The following is a 19,537-nucleotide window of genomic DNA, read 5'->3' as shown; positions in this document are numbered from 1 at the left end:
GGCGGCTCAGGCCGAAGCCGCCACGCCCGGCGCCGGCCGCAGCAGCCAGCGCACTTCCTTCGTCTGCTCGCTGTCCGGGTAGCGGTTCTCGAGCGTGGTCAGGATCGGCTGCGCCATGTCCGAGCGGCCCAGCCCCTGCACCAGCACGCGCGCGGCCAGCTCGTAGGCCTGCGGGATCGCGGCATGGCCGCGGAAGCGCCGGTCGAAGCCCGACAGCAGCGCCAGGGTGCCGTGGGCATCGCCGCCGCGCCACTCAGCGCGCGCCATCGCGATCACCATCGCGGCGTCCTCGAGCGCGAAGGCCTTGTCCTTCTCGCGGCAGGTCTTGAACACCTTGAGCGCCTCGGACGCGAGGTCGCGCCGCATCAGCAGCGGGATGAAGCGGCGCGCCTGGTCGAGCATCGTGTCCTTCTTGTCGGGCACGAGCGCCAGCACGCGGTGGTAGCGCCGCTGCGCCGCGAGGTCGTCCGAAGGCGCGGTGCGCTGCGCCTCGTAGGCGAGGCCGAGCGCGGCCGCGAGGTCGCCGTCGGTGATGCACTGCGCGACCTCGGCGTCGAGGCGCTGCGCCGCGATCTGCTCGGGCGTGCGGCGGTCCACCGGCGCGCCGTCGTCCACGCCGCCGCCGGGCAGCAGGTCGATGCCCAGCGCCGCATGGTGCTGGTACATCACGTAGCCCAGCAGGCTGGCCATCACCCAGCCGAAATAGATGAAGGCGAAGTTGATGATCGGCAGCGCGATGCGCCCGTTCATCACCGGCAGCAGCATGGCGATCGCGATCTGCGCGCCGGTGCTCAGCAGGAACAGGAAGAAGCACAGCAGCGCATAGGGCCAGCCGATGATGCGCATCGTCTCCCACACGTAGCCGGGGTTCATCGCCTGGAAGAAGCTGCACGACTGCACCAGCACGATCACCGCGGCCGGGAAGGTGAAGGACATGACGAACACGCCGACCGTGGCGAGCATCGGGTCGAGCTTGGCCAGCGCGCCGATCGCGATGCCCTGCACCAGCGAGATCGCGAACAGCTTCCACGGCAGGTTGACCCACTCGTCGTCGAGCGTGCGCGGGAAGTCGGCCGAGCGCCAGATGCCGCGCGAGCCCAGCGCCACCACCTTGAAGCCGTAGCGGCTCGCGGCCAGCACGATGCCCAGCTCGATCAGCAGGATCGCCAGCACGTCGGGCAGGAAGAACACCGCCTCGAACAGCAGGCTGCACAGCGCGAGCGCCAGCCCGTACATCAGCGGGCGCATCTGGAACGGAAAGGCGAAGAAGCTGTTGAGGCGGTGCCAGAACGGCGGCGGCGCGGGCCGGTCGTCGTCCTCGCGGATACGGTCACGGGTGCTCATGGCACGGCCCTCACTTCTTGAAGAAATCGCTCTGCCGCATCGCGCCGGCGCCCTGCAGGCGCACCAGCGTGCTCTGGTCGGAGCGCACCAGCCGCACCTGGCCGAGCTCGCGCTCGATGCGCTGCTCGAAGCTGGAGGCGAACTGCATCGCCTGCTCGCCCATCTTGAGCCGGCTGGTGCCCTTGACGATGGCGCTCTTGCGGTCGGAGGCGAGCTCGACCGAATCGAGGTGGTAGTCGTACTCGATGGTCAGGATGCCGCCCATGGCCTCGCCGATCACCTCGAAGGTCTTGAAGCTCTCGCGCGCGGCATCGCAGGCCTGGGCGCGGTTCAGCGTGCTGTCCTGCGACTGGCCGAGCACGGTGGTGCGGTCCTGCACCACGGCCCGGCTGCTGAGCTGCTTGCACAGCCGCTCGGGATCGCGCGAGAGGATGGCGTGCGCCTCCTGCTCGTAGTACTGGCGGACCAGCGGTTCATCGAGCTTGCGACCGCCGATGAAGTAGTACCACGCGCCCACGCAGAGCGCGATCACGATCGCGATGTTCCTCATGCTCCGCCCCGCGCGCCGCAGCGCCCCGCTCCTGTTATGTGCGGGGCAGTATACGTTCACAAATGTTTCAAACGACCCACCCAAAAGGGGGGCCGCGCGGGGGGATGGAGCAACGGAAAACCGGGGTCGCGGCCCCGGTCTTCAAGGCGCGCGAAGGCTCAGCCCGCGCGGTAGAAGATGTAGTCGGCCTGGTACTTCACGACCTGCTTCTGGCCCATGTTCGAGGCACCGCAGGCCGCGCCCGGCGCCACGCCGCCCTGGGTCGCCACGCGCTGGATGTAGCTCACGTTCTGCATGGCGCCGGCGCCCGTGGCGGGGTTGGCCTTCACGAGCTGGTGCGGGATGTTGCCGGTGCCGTTCGGAGCGACCGCGACCTGCGTGGCCGTGACCTTCGAGCCGTCGGCGCTTTCCCAGGTGGCCGGCGGGCCGTAGTACTTGCCGACCTGCTTGCCGGCGCGGTCCCACAGCTTCGCATCGGGGCCGACGAAGAACCACTCGTACTGGCCGGCGGCGTTGGCCTTGACGCGGCATTCGTAGGTGATGTCGCCGGTGCCCACGGTTTCCATGGCCACCGTGTGGCCGGCCGGCACCTTCACCGCGTCGGGCAGGGAGGCCTGCGAGAACGTCGCGGCGGGCTTGGCGCCCATGCCGGAGCAGGCGGCGAGCCCAACCACGGCCAGCGCGGCGGCCAGGGCGTTCAGGGTGCGGATGTGCATGATCGTTTCCTTTTTCAGATCGGCTTCGGGAGAGGTGAAAGAAGAAGCGGTCCGTTGTTGTCGTGAGTTTCGACGGCCTCTTGCGCCTGTACGCGCACGGTGCGCCGATGGATTCAGCCGGCGCCGGAAAGCGGTTGAATCCGGCGCCGCGGCGCGGGCGTATTCCAGGGATGGAAAGCGATGCCCCACAATCCGCGCATGACCGCACCCAGCCCCGACGCCGAGCTGATGGCGCTGATCGACCGGATCGGCCATCGCGACGAAGCCGCCCTGCGCATCCTGTACGACCGGACCGCCCCGAAGCTCATGGGCCTCGCGATGCGCGTGGTACGCCAGCGCGAATGGGCCGAGGACGTGCTGCAGGAGAGCTTTCTCACCGTCTGGCGCGTGGCCGGCGACTACCGCGCCAGCCTGAGCCCGCCGCTGGCCTGGCTCGGGCTGATCGTGCGCAGCCGCGCGCTCGACCTGCTGCGCCGCCGCACCGCCGACCGGGCCCAGCTCACGCAGGAATTCGACGAGCTGCTGGCCGACACCCTCGAATCCGATGCACCGAACCCGGCCGACACGGCCGATGCCAGCGAGCAGGCCTGGGCGCTGCACCAGTGCCTGAGCCAGCTCGAGGGCCGGCAGCGCGAGGTGGTCAGCCTGGCCTACCTGCGCGAGCTCAGCCATGGCGAACTGGCCGACCAGCTCAAGCTGCCGCTGGGCACGGTCAAGACCTGGATCCGGCGCGGCCTGGAGAAACTGCGCGTCTGCATGGGACGCTTCGCGTAGGCGCAGAGAAAGTAGCCCCGCCATGAAACTCACCGCCCATCCCGAACTGCTGGAGCTGCTGGCCGCGAGCCACGCGCTCGGCACCCTGCGCGGCGGCGCGCGCCGCCGCTTCGAGACCCTCGCGCGCGAACAGGCGCCGGTGCGCGCCGCCGCGCTGGTCTGGCAGGGCCGCCTGGCCAGCATGACCGAGCTGCAGAGCCCGGTCGTGCCCGATCCGGCCGTCTGGACCCGCATCCGCAACATGATCGACGCCGAGCAGGCCCAGCTCGCGCTGGCCCGCCAGCGCGAAGCGGCCAGCGCCGCCCAGCAGCGCAAGCCCGCGGGCGGCTGGCTCGGCAGCCTCGCGCTGTGGCGCGGCGCGACCGCGGCCGGCGCGCTGGCCACGGTGCTCGCGGTCACGGTCGGCCTGAACCTGCGCGACCAGCTGCTGAATGCACCCGCGGTGCAGTACGTGGCCGTGCTGTCCGACGACAAGGACGCGGCCTCGATGCTCGTGACCTTCGATCCGAAGAAGCGCCAGCTGGTGCTGCAGCGCGTGGGCGGCTTCAGCGAAGGCGCCGACAAGTCGCTGCAGCTGTGGGCCCTGCCGCCGGGCGGCGCGCCGCGCTCGCTGGGCGTGCTCGACCGCGCGCCGGGCCTGCGGCTGCCGGCCAGCGAAGCCGACGTGCGCGCCGTACCCACGCTCGCGATCAGCCTCGAGCCCAAGGGCGGCGTGCCGAGCGAAGGCGGGCCGACCGGCCCGGTGCTCTTCAAGGGCGCGCTGATCGAGAAGACAATCTGAGGCCTGGCGGGCGCCGCGCGCGGCGCCCGTTCCCTGCCCAGCTTCGGCTTTTCCGATGGTCCGCCTGCCCGCTTTTCCTTCCCGCCCCATGTTCTCGATGAAGACCGCGCTCGCCGCGCTGGCCCTGCTGGCGGCCTCGCTCGCCGCCCAGGCCCAGGCCCCCGTCACCGCCCCGGCCCCCGCCGCCAGCTTCGACCCGGTCGTCTCCTCGGCCGACTACCTCGCCGCGCGCGTGCGCTGGCACCGCGAGCTCGAGGCCTTCGCGCGCGCCGACCAGGACGGCCTGCCGCCGCCCGGCGGCGTGGTGTTCGTGGGCAGCTCCACGGTGCGCATGTGGACCCGCCTCTCGCAGGACTTCGCCGGCGTGCCGGGCATCGTCAACCGCGGCTTCGGCGGCTCCACCCTGGCCGACTGCAGCCTGTTCGCGCACGACCTGGTGGTGCGCTACCGGCCGCGCCAGGTGATCGTCTACGCGGGCGACAACGACCTCGCCGAGGGCCGCACGCCGCTGCAGGTGCTCGATGCCTTCGTGCGCTTCGCCAACGCGGTGCGCAACGAGCTGCCCGATGCGCGCATCAGCTTCGTCTCGGTCAAGCCCAGCCCCTCGCGCGAGCACCTGATGCCGCTGATCCGCGAGACCAACCACATGGTCTCGGCCTACCTCAACCGGCTGCCCAACAGCGAGTACATCGACATCTTCACGCCGATGCTCGGTGCCGACGGCAAGCCGCGCCCCGAGCTGTTCCGCGGCGACCGGCTGCACATGACCGACGAGGGCTACCGGCTGTGGCAGTCGGTGATCGCCTCGCACCTCGTGCCGGCGCCCTGAGGCCCCTGCCCTCCAGGCCCGGCCGGCCGATTCCGAATTCTTTCGCCTGCACTTCCCGGCCGTTCTCCAGGCGCGCCGGACGCCGTCCTACATCGGCGGTCTTCGAACTTTCATGACGGCTCGGTAGAACAGGGCATGCCCCAGCCTGCCGCGGCGGTCCGCGACCCGGGCGAGGTTCCAGGGAGACCGAACCCATGCCGAGCGCATCGCGATCCACGCGCGTCCTGCGAGTCACCTCGAGCGCCATGCCGCAATGGGGCAACGCGCCGGCGCTCGAGCCGGTGGCCATCGAGGGCAGCGAGGGACTGAGCCAGCTCTACGCCTACACGGTCACGCTGACCACGCCCGAGCAGCCGGGCTTCAACGAACGCCAGGCCGCCAACGTCGCGATCAAGCAGCTCGTGGGCGAGCCGCTCGCGGTTCACATCCTGCTCGACGGCCGGCCCGGCGCGGGCGGTGGCGAGCGCCACATCGCGGGCCTGGTCACGCGCGTGCGCTTCCTGCGGCTGGAGCACCGCCGCGCGCTCTACGAGGCGGTGATCGAGCCCTGGCTCACGCTCGCCACGCGCAGCAGCGACTACCGCATCTTCCAGCACAAGACCGTGCTCGACATCGTGCGCGAGGTGCTCTCGCCCTACGGCCTGCCGCTCGACATCCGCAGTTCGCAGAGCTATCCGCCGCGCGACTTCCAGGTGCAGTACGGCGAGACCGACTTCGACTTCGTCGCGCGGCTGCTGCACGAATGGGGCCTGTACTTCTGGTTCGAGCATGCGCAGGACAAGCACACGCTGGTGATCGTCGACGAGATGGGCGCTCACCAGCCGTTCGCGAACGCGGCCTACGAGAAGATCCCGTTCCACGCCGCCGAGGACACGGTGCGCGAGGAGCACTGCGACAGCTTCAGCGCCTTCGAGGCGCTGCAGAGCGGGCGCTGGGTGACCGACGACTTCGACTTCGAGCGGCCCAAGGCGCGGCTGCAGCAGGTCAGCGCGATGCCGCGCAAGACCGCGCAGAACGAGCGCGAGCGCTACGCCTGGCCCGGCGACTACACGGCCGAGTCCGAGGGCGAGCAGCTGGTGCGCCGGCGCATGGAGGAGACCGGCAGCCGCGGCGAACGCGCGAGCGGTTCGGGCAACCTGCGCGCGGTGGTGCCGGGCTGCACCTTCACGCTCGAGCGCCATCCGCAGAACGAGGCCAACCGCGCCTACCTCGTCACCGCCGCGCGGCTGCGCCTGCAGGAGCCCGGCGAGGCCTCGGGGCAGGAGCAGTTCGAGTGCCGCGTCGACTTCGAGGCGATCCCCACCAGCAAGATCTACCGCGCCGACGCGCCCACCGTGCCGCGCCCGCGCACCACGGGCCCGCAGACCGCCATCGTCACCGGCCCGGCCGGGCGCGAGCTCTGGACCGACCAGTACGGCCGCGTGAAGCTGAGCTTCCACTGGAACCGCTACTGCCCGAAGGACGAGAACAGCTCGTGCTGGGTCCGCGTCTCCTCGCCCTGGGCCGGCACCAACTTCGGCGGCATCCAGATCCCGCGCATCGGCCAGGAGGTGATCGTCGACTTCGAGAACGGCGACCCCGACCGGCCGATCGTCACCGGCCGCGTCTACAACGCCGACAACATGCCGCCGTGGGACCTGCCGGCCAACGCCACGCAGAGCGGCCTGCTGTCGCGCAGTTCCGAGGGCGCGACCGATGCCAATGCCAACGCCTTCCGCTTCGAGGACAAGAAGGGGGCCGAGCAGGTGTGGCTGCATGCCGAGCGCAACCAGGACATCGAGGTCGAACACGACGAGACGCACTGGGTCGGCCACGACCGCGCCAAGACCATCGACCACGACGAGACCGTGAAGGTGGGCCACGACCGCACCGAGAACGTCGGCCACGACGAGACCATCACCATCGGCAACAACCGCGTCGAGACGATCAAGGCCAACGAGCTGCTGACGGTGCTGCAGAACATGAACCGCTTCGTCGCGCTGACCTCCTCCGAGGAGGTCGGCATCGCCAAGACCTCGCTGGTCGGCCTGACGCAGACGGTGGCGGTCGGCAAGAGCAAGACCGAGACCATCGGCGAGGACTTCTCGCTCGACGTGGGCGAGACGCTGGTGATCACCGTCGGCAAGAGCCGGCTCGAGATGACCAAGGATGGCCAGGTGACCCTGACCGGCACGCGCTTCGACTTCCGCGCCGCGGGGCCGGTGCGCATCAACGGCCACGTCATCGACCTCTGCTGAGCATGGCGCTCGACCCCAAGGCCGGTGCCTCGCTTGCCAAGCCCGCCGGCCTCGATGGCCTCGGCACGGCGCTGCCCTCGGGCGCGACGGGACGCATCGCCCGCGTCGCGGTGATCGTGGGCAAGCCCCGGCCGCAGACGCCGGCCAGCGATCCGCCGCCCGAGGCGGGTCGCGACGTCGGCCAGGCGCTGGTGGTGTGCACCTCGCCCGACGTCTGCAAGACGCCGATCGGCTCGTCCACGCCGCCCATCCCCTACCAGATCACCGGCCGGCTCGGCGACGACGCCAACGCCTCGCGCAACGTCTTCCTCACTTCGCTCAAGGCCTTCAAGTTCGACAGCCAGGTCACGCACGTCACGGGCGACGAGCCGGGCGCGGCCAAGGGCATCAGTTCGGGCACGGTGGGCGACATCGCCGAGCCCAAGACCGCCTCGACGGTGGTGCGGGTCAACGGCCAGTGGCTGGTGCGCGACGGCGACAGCTTCTGGATGAACAGGCGCAACACCGGCGGCGAGCTGATCTACAAGAAGGACCGCGGCAAGCGCTGGCCGCCCGAGGACCGGCCGGCGATCGACGACAGCGAGGCCGAGGCCCTGCTGGCCAAGGCGCAGGCCGATGGCGCCGAGATCGCCTACTACGGCAGCGACGACGAGAAGACCGGCAAGGCGAAGATCGCCAGCGCCGCCAACCTGTCGGGCTACAGCTCGCTGCTGCGCGCCTCGCTGGGCGAGCAGCCGGTGCAACTGGCCTTCCTCGACACCGGCAAGACGCCGACCGTCACCGACATGCCCAAGTGGCGCCCGCCGGCGACCATGCCGCGCACCCAGTTGCCCAAGCCCGCGGGCGGCGGCAAGGGCAACCTGATCGCGGTCATCGTGCTGGTGGTGATGCCGATCGGCGACCACTACGCGGCCATCCACGAGGCGAAGAAGGCGCTGACCGGCATCACGCCGCAGACCCCGCGCGAACAGTCGCTCTACGACCAGGCGGTGGAGCAGCTCGCCGCCTACAAGCAGGACTACGCCAGCAGCAACTTCCTCGAGTCGCTGCTGCCCTGGGAATCGAAGGGCTTCCATGCCTACGACGCCAAGGTGCGCGATTCGCTCGAGCAGCAGATCGCCGAGGAACGCGCCCGCGCCAAGGAGACCACCACGGCGCCCGCGCCGGCCACCGACACCAGCGGCGGCGGCGGCAAGGACGGCACCCGCATCACGGGCGACAAGGACGACTGCGAGCCCGAGCCCTACGACGAGAACAAGTGCGGCGACGGCGAGGCCGCGCACCACGTCGTGCCCGACTTCATCCTGCGCGTGGGCACCCGCCTCGACCCGGGCGTGCGCATGCCCGGCGCGCCCTCGCTCGACAAGGGGCCGTCGATCTGCCTGAACAAGGACGACCATGCCGAAGTCCATCGGAAGATCTCCGAAGGCATGCGCGCGAAAATAGGCAGCAACGGCACGGTCACGCTGAAGGATGTCCTGGACATCTCGATCGACGCGCTGGACGAGGTCAAGCCCGATTGCAAGCGGCAGTTCGAGCAGCCGATCCGGGACGCCTTCAAGACCATCCCCGACGAAATGCTCGGACGGGGCCTGACGAAGACCTCCGCCGAACTGCGCGAACTGCTGCAGAACGCGTGGCGCGTGGAATGACGACGAGAAAGCACCGAGCCCGACGATGACGCCCCTGACCCAACCCGACCGGATACGGCTGCAGATCGAGGCCGCGGCGCCGCGCGGACGCGACGATCTCTTCCTGGCCTGCTCCAACGCCGACGCGCGCTTCGAGGGCTTCGCGCGCCTGTGCCAGTACCGCGCGGGCCACGATCCGCTCTGGCGCTCCACCGACCTGCCGGCCACGATCGCCGACGGCCTCTTCTTCTCGCCCCCGCCCGGCGACACCGGCGCGGCCGCGGCCTTCGTCTTCCTCACCGAGGAAGGCGACGTGATGCAGCTGCCGCCCGGCGGCGAGGCCATGACCGAGCGCATCGAAGGCGCCGGCCTGTGGAGCGACGACTCCGAAGGCTGGGGCAGCATGATCGCGCTGGCCCAGATCGGCGGGCGGCTCCATGCCTGCGGCGGCGGCGGCCAGATCTATCGCCGGACGAAGCCGGGGGCCTGGGAACACATGGACACCGGGCTGCTGCGCGAGAAGGGCGAGAAGAAGAGCATCAGCTTCAAGACGATCGCCGGCGCGAACGAACGGGAGGTCTACGCGGGCGGCTGGTTCCAGAACGTGAACGACGGCGTGCTGTACTGCGGCGACGGCCGGCGCCCGTGGAAAGCCGTCGCCAGCGGCATGCCGGCCATCTCGCGCATCCATGTCGAGCGCGAGGACTCGGTCTGGGCCTGTGGCCGCGGCGGCACGCTGCTGCACGGCAACCATGCCGACGGCTTCCAGGACGTCTCGGCGCTCGACGACACGCGCGCCTATGTCGACGTGACGAGCTACGACGGCCAGATCTTCCTGGCCACCGAGACCGGCCTCTACCTGCATGCCAACGGCGCGACGCACCGCATCCGCACCCGGCTCGATCCCGAGTACGAGGACGGCCACCTGCTGCGCGTGGTCGACGGCGTGCTCTGGTCGATCGGCTACGCCGACATCGCGCGCTTCGACGGCACGGCCTGGGAGCGCATCCCCTTCCCCGGCAATCCGCCGATCCGCTGAGGCGCCATGGCCTTGTGGAAGCGCGAGATCGACTGGATCGACGAGGCCGCGCAGCGCATCGGCTGCTGCGGCATCGCCGAGTGGCTGGCCGGCTTCGCGGCCTGGGCACAGCTCGCGCCCACCGGATGCCCGCCGGCCGGGCTCGCGGCCCGGGCCGACTACGCGAGCGCGTCGAACGGCCTGCGCATGGCGCTGGTCCATCCCTTCGCCGATCGCGTCGCCCAGGCCGACCCGCAGGCCTGGGTGCTCTACGACCTGCAGCTCGATGCCGCCGCGCTGCCGCTGCCCTTCGGCCTCGACGCGCGCGGCGAAACGCCGCAGGGCGCGCGCCGCAAGCTCTCGGCCGACACCGCCTTCGGCCGCCCGATCGACCTGCGCGACGGCAACCACCGCATCGTCCACTACCTGCCCGACGGCCGCGTGGTGGGCGTGATCTTCAAGCCGTCGATGGTCGGCATCGAGGGGCTGCACCTGCAGCGCCTCGGGGCCATGCCGGACTTCCGCACGCTGGCGGCGCCGGGCGCCACGCCATGAGCGATCCGCACGCCGCCTTCCTGCCGGCCCGGCCCGCGCCCACCGCGGACGGCATCGACGACAGCCACGGCCCGGCCCTGCGCATCGACACCCGCGGCACGCATTGCCCGCAGCCCATGCTGCGGCTGCGCAAGGCGATCGCGCGCAGCGCGCCGGGCCAGCTGCTGGTGCTCGCGGTCGACGATCCCGTGGCCTTCGAGAGCCTGGCCGACGCGCTGCCCGCGCTGCCGGTCCAGCTGCTGGGCAGCCAGCGCGACGGCGCCTGCCGCATCTACACGCTGCTGCGACGCTGAGCATGGCGCCCGACCTCGACAACCACACGCCCTTTTCCGCGCTCGCCTTCTCCCAGTTCCACCGCGACGGCACCGACATGGCCGTGCTCGCGGTGCGCGGCAGCTTCCACCTGGTGCCGGGCCAGCCGCTCGCGCTGGCGCCGCGCCAGGCCGCGCTGGAACTGGCCGACCGCTACGACGGCGACCCGGCCGACGGCCTGCTGGTGCGCTGCTGCGACCTCGTGCCGCACAAGCCGGCGGCCGATCTCACGATCCTCGGCACGGGCTGGGCGCCGCGCGGCGAGGCGGCCGCGTCGTGGCTCGTGGGCGCGCGGCTGGGGCGGCTCGAGAAGCTGGTGCGCGTGCATGGGCCGAGGCGCTGGTGTCCCGTTCGGCGCGACCCGCCCGAGGACGACGAGAAGCGCGAAGCCGACTGGACGCTGTCGGCACCGCAGCCCGCGCGCGCCGTGCCGCTGGCCTGGCACGAGGCCTTCGGCGGCCCGGTCCCCGGCAGCGCGCCCCCGGACGTGCACCGCGCCAATCCGCTGGGCCGCGGCATCGTCGATGCCGCGCATTGCGACGCTGGTGCCGAGTGGCCCGCGCCCGCGATCGAGGATCCCGCCGACCCCATCGCCGACTGGCGCCGCCACGACCACGTGCCGCAGGGCTTCGCGCCGCTGCCGCCGGTGTGGCGGCCGCGCCAGCGGCATGCGGGCCGCTACGACGACGACTGGCTCGCGCGCAAGCATCCGCTGCTGCCCGACGACTTCGACTACCGCTTCTACCAATATGCGGCGCCGGGCCTGGTGCACGAGGCGCCGCTCGCGGGCGACGAGGAGCTGCAGCTGCTGCACATGCATCCCGACCATGCGCACGTGCAGGTCTGGCTTCCCGGCGTGCGGCTGAGCACGACCGTGCAGCGCGAGGACGGAAAGTCCGAGAGCGTGCCGCTGATGCTCGACGGCGTGCACGTCGACCTGCGCGGCGGCCTCGCGCAGGTGTTCCTGACCTGGCGCTGCTGGGTGCCCAAGCGCGAGGGCGTCGCCCACATGGCGCTGCACGCGGTGGACCCCGACGCCCTGCTCGCCGCGGCGAGCCGGTCGGCCAGGCATGAACCGTTGACGGGGTACTAGGCTCGGGCCGGTTCCGTCGGCACCTCGTCGGCCGGCGGCGGCACGTCGGCGCCGCGCGACACGCGCGCCACCAGGTACATGCCCGTGAACACCGCCGCCAGCAGCAGCGCGTCGCCCCACCAGGGCCGCGCGGTCTGGCTGTCGCCATAGAAGGCCAGCACCAGCAGCACGGCCACGAGGTGGGCGCAGAACACCGGCAGCGAGGCCGAGCCCATGGCCTCGAGCCAGCCCAGGCGCGGCAGCTTGCGCATCAGCCAGGGACCGAAGCGCACCGCGAGGATGCCCAGCGCCACCAGGTTCACGAGCCGCAGCGGCCCGAGCAGCCACTTGTCGAACAGCAGGTTGCGCTCCACGTCGCCACCGAACGGCGCCTGGCCGTTGATGCCGGTGTGGCGCCAGTAGAAGCAGTAGAGCGCCACGCCCGCCGCCAGCACCAGCAGCCAGGCCGGAAAGCGCAGCGGCCGCATGCCCGGCGCATTGCGGCTGGCGCCGATGGCCAGCCCCGAGAACCAGAGGAACTGCCAGGCGTAGGTGTTGAAGGCGCCCATCTCGTGGTACGGCACCGGCAGGCCCAGGTGGCGCACCGCCAGCCCGTAGACCCATTCGCTGAAGCCGAACTGCGCCGCCGCCCACAGCGCCGCACTCACCGCCATCACCGGCAGCCAGCCATGGCGCATCGCGAAGGCCAGCACCCAGGGGCTCATGAGCATGAAAAAGATGTACATCGGCAGGATGTCGAGCAGCGCCGGCTCGTACACCAGCAGCAGCCCGTAGAGGAAGCCGTCGCGCGGCGCCGCCAGGTAGTAGGAGACCAGGTTCTTCACCGCCGGCTGGTCGATGTGCAGCCCCACGCCGGTGATCACGGTGAACAGGAACAGCAGGGTGGCCGCATGGCAGAGGTAGACCTTGACCACGCGGCGCCAGAACGCGCTGCGCATCGACTCGACCCCGCGCACATGGCCGATGCGGCTGTAGACCAGTCCCGCGACGAAGGCCGACAGCAGCACGAAGCCCTCGGCCGCCGAGACGAAGCCGAAGGGCTGGCCCAGCGGGTCCGTCAGCCGTGTCGGCAGGTGGGTGACGGTCATCAGCACGAGCATCAGCCCGCGCAAGGCGTCGATTTCCCAGTAGCGTTTCATCGGTTGGCGGCGGTTTCCTGACTTCGTCCGCGCGACGCTCGCCCGGGGTGAGCGATTGTAAGAACGTGTTCATGGTCTTTTCATAGTGCCCGTTGCCCCGCAAAGCTGGCAGGTGCAAGGCGCAAAGCGCAGCCGGGCTGGTGGCCCGGCGAGCATTTGCAACGCCGCAGATGCCAGCTTTGCGGGGCAACCCTTCGGGCAAGGCAGCAAAACGCCGCACTCGTCGTTGCGCACCTTGTCCAGGCATGAGCCTGGACGGCGGCGCGCGCCTAGATTGCGGCGTTTTGCTGCCTTGCGGGCACTATGAAAAGACCATGAACACGTTCTGGAAGGGGCGACTTCGCAGGGCCAGCCCGGCTGGCCTATGACGGACGGCACTGCCGTGGCGCCATGCAAATCGGCTACCCTCGTGCGCTGTCCTCAGGAGGAGTTAGTTGTGAACAGTTCGATGAGTGCGCGATCCCTCTGGCTGGCCATCGGCGCTGCGGCACTGGCCGCTCCCGCGTTCGCGCTGCAGATCACCAGCCTCACGCCCCAGGGCGAGGTCTCGCGCGTGCGGCAGGTGGTCGCCAAGTTCGACCAGGCCGCGGTCAACTTCGGCGATCCGAAGGCACCGGCCCCGCTGTCCGTGAGCTGCACCGACGCGCAGGCCGGCAAGGGCCAGGGCCGCTGGACCGACGCCAAGCAGTGGGTCTACGACTTCGAGAACGACCTGCCGCCCGGCGTGCGCTGCACGATCAGCCGCATCGCCTCGTTCAAGCCCGCCAGCGGCGAGCTGACCGGCCCCGAGCGCTACCAGTTCTCCACCGGCGGTCCCTTCATCCGCGACTTCGAGCCCGGCAGCTACGCCAAGATCGACGAACAGCAGATGTTCATGCTCGAGCTCAACGGCCCGGCCACGCTCGACAGCGTGCGCGAGAACGTCTGGTGCGCGGCCGACGGCGTCGGCGAGCGCGTGCCCGTGAAGCTGATCGAAGGCGCCCAGCGCACCGAGCTGCTCAAGGCCCATGGCCGCGACAAGGCCGCCGCCAAGACGCCGCTGCGCTTCGTCACCCTGCAGTGCAACCGCACGCTGACGCCCGGCAGCAAGCTGCAGATCGTCTACGGCAAGGGCGTGGCCACGCCCTCGGGCATCGCCAACAGCGTCGAGCGCCGGCTGAGCTTCACGGTGCGCGAACCGTTCGCGGTCTCCTTCACCTGCGAGCGCGAGAACGCGCAGGCCGCCTGCCTGCCGCTGCGCCCGATGACGCTGCAGTTCAACGCGCCGGTCACGCGCAAGGTGGCCGCGGCGATCCAGCTCAAGGGCGGCGGCAAGACGCTTTCGCCCAAGTTCGACGACGAGGGCTCGGCCCAGAACGCCGACGACGTGGTGAGCTCGATCGAGTTCGCGCCGCCGCTGGCCGAGAGCACCTCCTTCAGCATCGAACTGCCCTCGAAGTTCGAGGACGCCTCGGGCCGGCCGCTGGCCTCGCCCGACAGCTTTCCGCTGAAAGTAGCGACCGGCGCCATGCCGCCGCTGGCCAAGTTCGCGGCCTCGCCCTTCGGCGTGATCGAGCGCCTGGCCGAGCCCGACACCCCGGCCATGATGCCGGTGACGGTGCGCCGCGTGGAGCCGCAGCTGATGGTGCAGGCGCTCACGCCCGGCAAGGTCAGCGACATCAACCCGAAGACCGACGCCGAGATCATCGAGTGGCTGCGCAAGGTGCGCCGCTACGACAGCTACACCATCGCGCGCACCGAGGCGCGCAAGGACCTGCGCACGCCGCTGCCGCCGGTGCTCGACAGCAGCGACAAGAGCTACGTGCAGACCCGCACGCTGTCGCTGCTCTCGGGCCAGCCGGGCGTGAAGTCGCTCGACATGCCCAAGGCCGAGAGCGACGATCCGCGCCCGTTCGAGGTCATCGGCATCCCGCTGACGCCGGGCTTCCACGTGCTGGAGATCGCCTCGCAGAAGCTCGGCGACGCGCTGCTCGACGAGCGCCTGGGCGCCAACCGCACGATGTACGTGCGCACCAGCGCGCTGGCCACCAACCTGGCCGTGCACTTCAAGCTGGGCCGCGAGAACTCGATGGCCTGGGTCACCACGCTCGACAAGGGCAAGGTGGTGGCCGGCGCGCAGGTGCGCGTGTCCGACTGCCGCGGCAAGGCCGTGGCCTCGGGCACCACCGGCGCCGACGGCACCGTGATGCTCGAGGGCGTGCCCTCGAAGGCGCCGAACTGCAACGGCGAGGACGAGTACGGCGAGGGCTTCTGGTTCGTCAGCGCGCGCGCCAAGGACGAGAAGGGCGTGGAAGACCTCGCCTTCACCCAGAGCGACTGGCAGCGCGGCATCGAGCCCTGGCGCTTCAACGTGCCCACCAGCCTGCAGCCCGAGCCCGACCGCATCGCCCACACCATCTTCGACCGCACGCTGCTGCGCGCCGGCGAGACGGTGTCGATGAAGAGCCTGATCCGCACCCAGACCCGCAAGGGCTTCGGCCTGCCCGACGGCACGCCCGACACGCTGGTCATCACGCACCAGGGCAGCGGCCAGCAGTTCACCCAGCCGCTGGCCTGGCGCAAGACCGCCACCGGCGGCCTGAGCGCCGAGAACAGCTTCGCCATTCCGGCCGCGGCCAAGCTCGGCGTGTACGAGGTGCAGCTGCGCAGCGGCGGTGCGAAGAAGAACAACGACGAGAGCGACGACGAGGAGGACGGCGGCGGTCGCAGCTTCGCGACCGGCATCTTCCGCGTCGAGGAATTCCGCCTGCCGGTGCTCGAGGGCCGCATCGCGCCCAGCGACAAGAAGCCGCTGGTGGCGGCCACGGCCGTGCCCACCGACGTGCAGATCAACTACGTGGCCGGCGGCGGCGCGGCCAACCTGCCGGTGCGCGTGTCGGCCATGGTGCGCGGCAAGAGCCTGAGCTTCTCCGACTACGACGCCTTCAGCTTCAGCCCGCCGCGGCCGGTGGAGGCCGCGGGCCTGCAGGCGGCCACCGCGGCCGGCCCCGAGGCCACGGGCGGCGAGGAGGACCTCAACAGCGTCAGCGACACCCGCGTGATCGCCGACAAGCTGCCGCTCACGCTCAACAAGGACGGCGCCGGCAAGCTCACGATCGACAAGGTGCCCAAGGTCAAGGCCGCGCGCGAGCTGCTGCTGGAAGCCACCTACGCCGACCCGAACGGCGAGGTGCAGACCATCCGCAGCACGCAGACGCTGTGGCCCGCGGGCGTGATCGCCGGCATCAAGACCGAGGGCTGGGTCTCGACCGCGCAGAAGGTCAAGTTCCAGGCGCTCGCGCTCGACCTCGCGGGCAAGCCCCAGGCCGGCGTGACGCTCAACGTGCGCGCCGTGGCGCGCATCACCACCACCAGCCGCAAGCGCATGGTGGGCGGCTTCTACACCTACGACAACAAGACCGAGACCAAGGACATCGGCACCGTCTGCAGCGGCAAGAGCGACGCGCGCGGCCTGCTGCTGTGCGAGACCGAGCTCAAGGACGCCGGCGAGGTGGAGCTGGTCGCCAGCGCCACCGACAGCGAGGGCCGCGATGCCCGCGCCGCCAGCTCGGTCTACGTGACCAAGCAGGGCGAGCTGTGGTTCGGCGGCGAGGACAACGACCGCATCGACGTGCTGCCCGAGAAGAAGAGCTACCAGCCCGGCGAGATCGCCAAGTTCCAGGTGCGCAGCCCGTTCCGCTTCGCGACCGCGCTGGTGTCGGTCGAGCGCGAGGGCGTGATCGAGACCCACGTGGTGCAGCTCAACGGCCAGGACCCGACGGTCACGCTGCAGGTCAAGCCCGAGTGGGGCCCGAACGCCTACGTGAGCGTGCTCGCGCTGCGCGGGCGCCTGCGCGAGGTGCCGTGGTACAGCTTCTTCAGCTGGGGCTGGAAGGCGCCGCGCGAATGGTGGACCGCCTTCTGGTACGAGGGCAAGGAGTACGTTGCGCCGACCGCCATGGTCGACCTCAGCAAGCCCGCCTACCGCCTCGGCATGGCCGAGATCCGCGTCAGCACGCGCGCCCACCAGCTCGACGTGACGGTGGCCAGCGACAAGCCCAGCTACCCGGTGCGCGGCAAGGCGCAGGTCACGATCACCGCCAAGCTGCCCGACGGCAAGCCGGCCGCCGGCGCCGAGGTGGCGCTGGCCGCGGTCGACCAGGCGCTGCTCGAGCTGATGCCCAACGACAGCTGGGACCTGCTCAACGCGATGCTGCAGCGGCGCAGTTGGGGTGTCAGCACCTCGACCGCGCAGATGGAGATCGTCGGCCGGCGCCACTACGGGCGCAAGGCCGTGCCCGCGGGCGGCGGCGGCGGCAAGGGCCAGACGCGCGAGCTGCTCGAGACCCTGCTGATCTGGAACCCGCGGGTGGTGCTCGACGCCAACGGCCAGGCCGTGGTGACGGTGCCGCTCAACGACGCGCTGACCACCTTCAAGATCGTGGCGGTGGCCGACTCGGGCACCGACCTGTTCGGCACCGGCCAGGCCAGCATCCAGGCCACGCAGGACCTGCAGATCATCAGCGGCCTGCCGCCGCTGGTGCGCGAGGACGACCAGTTCCGCGCCCAGATCACGCTGCGCAACACCACGCAGAAGGCGATGAAGGTGGAAGCCACGCCGCGCGCCACGCTGCTCACGCTGCAGCCGCAGACGGTGGACATCCCCGCCGGCGAGGCGCGCGAGGTGGCCTGGAACGTGACCGCGCCGGCGCAGCTCGCGCAGACGCGCGCCGAGGCGATCCTGTGGGAGATCGAGGCCAAGGACACGCTGGGCGGTGCACGCGACGCGCTCAAGGTGCGCCAGCGCATCGTGCCCTCGGTGCCGCTCACGGTGCAGCAGGCCACGCTGGTGCAGGTCGACGGCCCGTTCACCATCGACGTGGCGCCGCCGGCCGACGCCCTGCCCGGCCGCGGCGGCCTGAAGCTGTCGCTGCAGCCCAGGCTGGCCGAAGGCCTGCCGGGCGTGCGCGACTGGTTCGCCAACTACCCCTTCGTCTGCCTCGAGCAGAAGACCAGCAAGTCGGTCGGCCTGCGCGACGCGAAGATGTGGCAGGGCGTGCTCGCGCAACTGCCCACCTACCTCGACAGCGACGGCCTGGCGAGCTACTTCCCGCCGCGCGACGGCGAGGCCAACGGCGGCAGCGACATCCTGACCTCGTACCTGCTGGCGGCCACGAACGAAGCGGCCTCGCTCGACCCTGCCTTCGCGCTCGCCGACGACGTGCGCGCGCCGATGGAAGCCGGCCTGATCGCCTTCGTCGAAGGCCGCCTCACGCGCGACTTCTGGAGCCCGCGCAAGGACCTGGACGTGCGCAAGCTGGCCGCGCTCGAGGCGCTGTCGCGCTACGGCAAGGCCTCGGGCGCCATGCTCGGCAGCATCACCATCGCGCCGAACCAGTGGCCCACCAGCGCGGTGATCGACTGGCTCAACATCCTGAAGCGCGTGCAGGACGTGCCGCAGCGCCAGCAGCGCATGGACGAGGCCAACAACGTGCTCAAGGCGCGGCTGTCCTACCAGGGCACCAAGCTGATCTTCAGCACCGAGCGCGACGACTACTGGTGGTGGCTGATGACCAACGGCGACGTCAACACCGCGCGCCTGCTGCTGACGGTGATGGACGACCCGAGCTGGAAGGACGATATCGGCAAGCTCGCCAACGGCTTCATCGGCCGGCAGCAGAACGGCGCCTGGCACACCACCACCGCCAACCTCTGGGGCGGGCTGGCGCTCGAGAAGTTCAGCAAGGTGTTCGAGAGCACGCCGGTGGCCGGCATCACCGCCGCCACCCTGGGCGCGGCCAAGGCGCAGGTCGACTGGAGCAAGGTCGAGCGCGTGAAGGCCAGCGATCCGGGCGGCGCGCCGAACCAGACCACCTTCTTCGGCGCCCCGGCCTCGCCGGGCAACCTGCGCAACAACGGCATGTTCCTGCCGTGGGCCGCGTCGCCGGGCGGCGCGCCGGTGCGCGACACCCTGCTCGTGACCCAGCAGGGCACGGGCAAGCCCTGGCTCACGATGCAGTCGATCGCGGCGGTGCAGCTCAAGGCGCCGTTCGCGGCCGGCTATGCGATCAAGAAGACCGTGACGCCGGTCGAGCAGGCGGTGGCCGGCAAGTACACGCGCGGCGACGTGCTGCGCGTGAGCCTGGAGGTCAACGCCAGCGCCGACATGACCTGGGTCGTCATCAGCGACCCGGTGCCCGGCGGCGCCACAATCCTCGGCAGCGGCCTGGGCCGCGACTCGCAGATCGCCACCCAGGGCGAGAAGAAGTCGGGCGCCGGCTGGCCGGCCTTCGAGGAACGCAGCTTCGAGGCCTTCCGCAGCTACTACCAGTACCTGCCCAAGGGCGTGGTGAAGATGGAGTACACGGTGCGCCTGAACAACGTCGGCGACTTCGCGCTGCCGCCGAGCCGCGTCGAGGCGATGTACGCGCCCGAGATGTTCGGCGAGGTGCCGAACGAGCGCATCAAGGTCGAAGCGGCGCGCTGAAGCCGCCCGCGCGGATGACGGTTCGGCGCAACGCGCGGCCGGCCGTCATCCCGCCTTCATCTGGGTTCGTCACCATCGCCGCCACGAACCAC

The 19,537-nt window shown here is 70.8% G+C and carries 14 protein-coding genes; 10 read left to right on the top strand and 4 right to left on the bottom strand.

Annotated features, from left to right (window positions below):
- Positions 1–6 precede the first annotated feature (6 nt).
- The 3 genes from R0232_RS09200 to R0232_RS09190 all read right to left on the bottom strand — a co-directional run bounded on the left by R0232_RS09200 (position 7) and on the right by R0232_RS09190 (position 2,610).
- Positions 7–1,344, bottom strand: coding sequence for a hypothetical protein (locus tag R0232_RS09200; RefSeq protein ID WP_093348581.1), 1,338 nt, complete (start codon positions 1,342–1,344; stop codon positions 7–9).
- A 10-nt stretch (positions 1,345–1,354) separates the two neighbouring features.
- Positions 1,355–1,894, bottom strand: coding sequence for a hypothetical protein (locus R0232_RS09195; protein ID WP_296780004.1), 540 nt, complete (start codon positions 1,892–1,894; stop codon positions 1,355–1,357).
- A 158-nt stretch (positions 1,895–2,052) separates the two neighbouring features.
- Positions 2,053–2,610 carry a DUF3455 domain-containing protein gene (locus tag R0232_RS09190; protein ID WP_093348576.1) on the bottom strand — a complete coding sequence of 186 codons (558 nt, stop codon included), beginning with the start codon at positions 2,608–2,610 and terminating at the stop codon, positions 2,053–2,055.
- 198 nt (positions 2,611–2,808) lie between these two features.
- On the opposite strand from R0232_RS09190, the gene R0232_RS09185 reads away from it, so the two are divergent.
- The 9 genes from R0232_RS09185 (at position 2,809) to R0232_RS09145 (ending at position 11,840) form a co-directional block, all read left to right on the top strand.
- Complete coding sequence (locus R0232_RS09185) at positions 2,809–3,384, top strand: RNA polymerase sigma factor (RefSeq protein ID WP_256222759.1); 576 nt, start codon at positions 2,809–2,811, stop codon at positions 3,382–3,384.
- 22 nt (positions 3,385–3,406) lie between these two features.
- Positions 3,407–4,165: an anti-sigma factor gene (locus R0232_RS09180; protein WP_296792684.1), complete on the top strand. Its 759-nt coding sequence runs from the start codon at positions 3,407–3,409 to the stop codon at positions 4,163–4,165.
- Between the two features lie 97 nt (positions 4,166–4,262).
- The gene (locus R0232_RS09175) at positions 4,263–4,994 is read left to right on the top strand and encodes an SGNH/GDSL hydrolase family protein (protein WP_208514209.1); all 732 of its coding nucleotides are present in this window, start codon (positions 4,263–4,265) and stop codon (positions 4,992–4,994) included.
- 194 nt (positions 4,995–5,188) lie between these two features.
- Positions 5,189–7,231, top strand: a complete 2,043-nt coding sequence (locus R0232_RS09170) for a type VI secretion system Vgr family protein (RefSeq protein ID WP_431511913.1) — start codon at positions 5,189–5,191, stop codon at positions 7,229–7,231.
- A 2-nt stretch (positions 7,232–7,233) separates the two neighbouring features.
- Positions 7,234–8,883 carry a DUF4150 domain-containing protein gene (locus tag R0232_RS09165; RefSeq protein WP_431511912.1) on the top strand — a complete coding sequence of 550 codons (1,650 nt, stop codon included), beginning with the start codon at positions 7,234–7,236 and terminating at the stop codon, positions 8,881–8,883.
- 25 nt (positions 8,884–8,908) lie between these two features.
- Complete coding sequence (locus tag R0232_RS09160; RefSeq protein WP_431511911.1) at positions 8,909–9,901, top strand: hypothetical protein; 993 nt, start codon at positions 8,909–8,911, stop codon at positions 9,899–9,901.
- Between the two features lie 6 nt (positions 9,902–9,907).
- Entirely contained in the window at positions 9,908–10,435 is a 528-nt protein-coding gene (locus tag R0232_RS09155; protein ID WP_431511910.1) for a hypothetical protein, read from the top strand.
- On the top strand, positions 10,432–10,728 hold the full coding sequence (locus tag R0232_RS09150; protein ID WP_208514203.1) for a sulfurtransferase TusA family protein: 297 nt from the start codon (positions 10,432–10,434) through the stop codon (positions 10,726–10,728). Before R0232_RS09155 ends, R0232_RS09150 begins: the two co-directional genes overlap by 4 nt.
- A gap of 2 nt (positions 10,729–10,730) precedes the next feature.
- Positions 10,731–11,840: a DUF2169 family type VI secretion system accessory protein gene (locus R0232_RS09145; RefSeq protein ID WP_431511909.1), complete on the top strand. Its 1,110-nt coding sequence runs from the start codon at positions 10,731–10,733 to the stop codon at positions 11,838–11,840.
- Here the strand turns inward: R0232_RS09145 and opgC are convergent.
- The gene (gene opgC / locus R0232_RS09140) at positions 11,837–12,979 is read right to left on the bottom strand and encodes an OpgC domain-containing protein (protein WP_431511908.1); all 1,143 of its coding nucleotides are present in this window, start codon (positions 12,977–12,979) and stop codon (positions 11,837–11,839) included. The two genes, R0232_RS09145 and opgC, sit on opposite strands and share 4 nt — an antisense overlap.
- Before the next feature lie 448 nt (positions 12,980–13,427).
- Here opgC and R0232_RS09135 point away from each other — a divergent pair, with 448 nt between their 5' ends.
- Complete coding sequence (locus R0232_RS09135) at positions 13,428–19,445, top strand: alpha-2-macroglobulin family protein (protein ID WP_431511907.1); 6,018 nt, start codon at positions 13,428–13,430, stop codon at positions 19,443–19,445.
- The last annotated feature ends 92 nt before the right edge of the window (positions 19,446–19,537 follow it).

Origin of the sequence: Variovorax sp. DAIF25 (assembly GCF_050711835.1) — a bacterium.
Classification (GTDB): Bacteria; Pseudomonadota; Gammaproteobacteria; order Burkholderiales; family Burkholderiaceae_C; genus Variovorax.
The sequence above is the reverse complement of the archived record's forward strand: the minus strand, read 5'-3'. Positions and strand labels throughout refer to the sequence as shown.

What these genes read in the sequence shown, in the direction of transcription:
- R0232_RS09200 (WP_093348581.1), bottom strand. Translation starts at nt 1,344, where the DNA reads ATGAGCACCCGTGACCGTATCCGCGAGGACGACGACCGGCCCGCGCCG.
- R0232_RS09195 (WP_296780004.1), bottom strand. Translation starts at nt 1,894, where the DNA reads ATGAGGAACATCGCGATCGTGATCGCGCTCTGCGTGGGCGCGTGGTAC.
- R0232_RS09190 (WP_093348576.1), bottom strand. Translation starts at nt 2,610, where the DNA reads ATGCACATCCGCACCCTGAACGCCCTGGCCGCCGCGCTGGCCGTGGTT.
- R0232_RS09185 (WP_256222759.1), top strand. Translation starts at nt 2,809, where the DNA reads ATGACCGCACCCAGCCCCGACGCCGAGCTGATGGCGCTGATCGACCGG.
- R0232_RS09180 (WP_296792684.1), top strand. Translation starts at nt 3,407, where the DNA reads ATGAAACTCACCGCCCATCCCGAACTGCTGGAGCTGCTGGCCGCGAGC.
- R0232_RS09175 (WP_208514209.1), top strand. Translation starts at nt 4,263, where the DNA reads ATGAAGACCGCGCTCGCCGCGCTGGCCCTGCTGGCGGCCTCGCTCGCC.
- R0232_RS09170 (WP_431511913.1), top strand. Translation starts at nt 5,189, where the DNA reads ATGCCGAGCGCATCGCGATCCACGCGCGTCCTGCGAGTCACCTCGAGC.
- R0232_RS09165 (WP_431511912.1), top strand. Translation starts at nt 7,234, where the DNA reads ATGGCGCTCGACCCCAAGGCCGGTGCCTCGCTTGCCAAGCCCGCCGGC.
- R0232_RS09160 (WP_431511911.1), top strand. Translation starts at nt 8,909, where the DNA reads ATGACGCCCCTGACCCAACCCGACCGGATACGGCTGCAGATCGAGGCC.
- R0232_RS09155 (WP_431511910.1), top strand. Translation starts at nt 9,908, where the DNA reads ATGGCCTTGTGGAAGCGCGAGATCGACTGGATCGACGAGGCCGCGCAG.
- R0232_RS09150 (WP_208514203.1), top strand. Translation starts at nt 10,432, where the DNA reads ATGAGCGATCCGCACGCCGCCTTCCTGCCGGCCCGGCCCGCGCCCACC.
- R0232_RS09145 (WP_431511909.1), top strand. Translation starts at nt 10,731, where the DNA reads ATGGCGCCCGACCTCGACAACCACACGCCCTTTTCCGCGCTCGCCTTC.
- opgC (WP_431511908.1), bottom strand. Translation starts at nt 12,979, where the DNA reads ATGAAACGCTACTGGGAAATCGACGCCTTGCGCGGGCTGATGCTCGTG.
- R0232_RS09135 (WP_431511907.1), top strand. Translation starts at nt 13,428, where the DNA reads ATGAGTGCGCGATCCCTCTGGCTGGCCATCGGCGCTGCGGCACTGGCC.